The organism is Microbispora sp. NBRC 16548 (assembly GCF_030268985.1).
Taxonomy (GTDB): Bacteria; Actinomycetota; Actinomycetes; order Streptosporangiales; family Streptosporangiaceae; genus Microbispora; species Microbispora catharanthi.
Genome location: NZ_BSSF01000093.1, coordinates 1 through 370, shown reverse-complemented (window position 1 = coordinate 370; position 370 = coordinate 1). Strand labels below are relative to the sequence as shown.

Below are 370 nucleotides of genomic sequence, written 5' to 3'. Positions count from 1 at the left end.
TGGACGTGCTTGCCGCTGTTGGCCTTGGACTGCACGATGCCGGGGATCGCCGCGTTGAAGGTGCGGGCGGCGGCCTCCTGGCCGGAGTTCGACAGCGGGATGATGGTCGCGACGAACACCTCGGCGTCCGGCGCCGCCGCGGTGATGTGGTCGATCAGCGTGGACAGCCGCTGCGGCGCGCCGGACACGTTGTAGTTCTGCAGCACGTCGTTGGTGCCGATGTGCAGCAACACCGTGCGCGGAGTGGAGGTGCGCAGCCAGCCGGTGATGTTCGCGTCGATCTGGTCGATCCGCCACCCGGGGTGTCCCTCGTGGTCGTGGTCGCCCAGACTGGCGGGCCCGTTGTACTGCGACCCGACGAAGTCGATCG

The 370-nt window shown here is 68.6% G+C and carries 1 protein-coding gene; it reads right to left on the bottom strand.

Annotated elements, in window-relative coordinates; genetic code table 11:
• Positions 1-370, bottom strand: a 370-nt coding sequence (locus QSK36_RS43180; RefSeq protein ID WP_285786457.1) for an SGNH/GDSL hydrolase family protein, incomplete at both ends; no start/stop codon positions are given.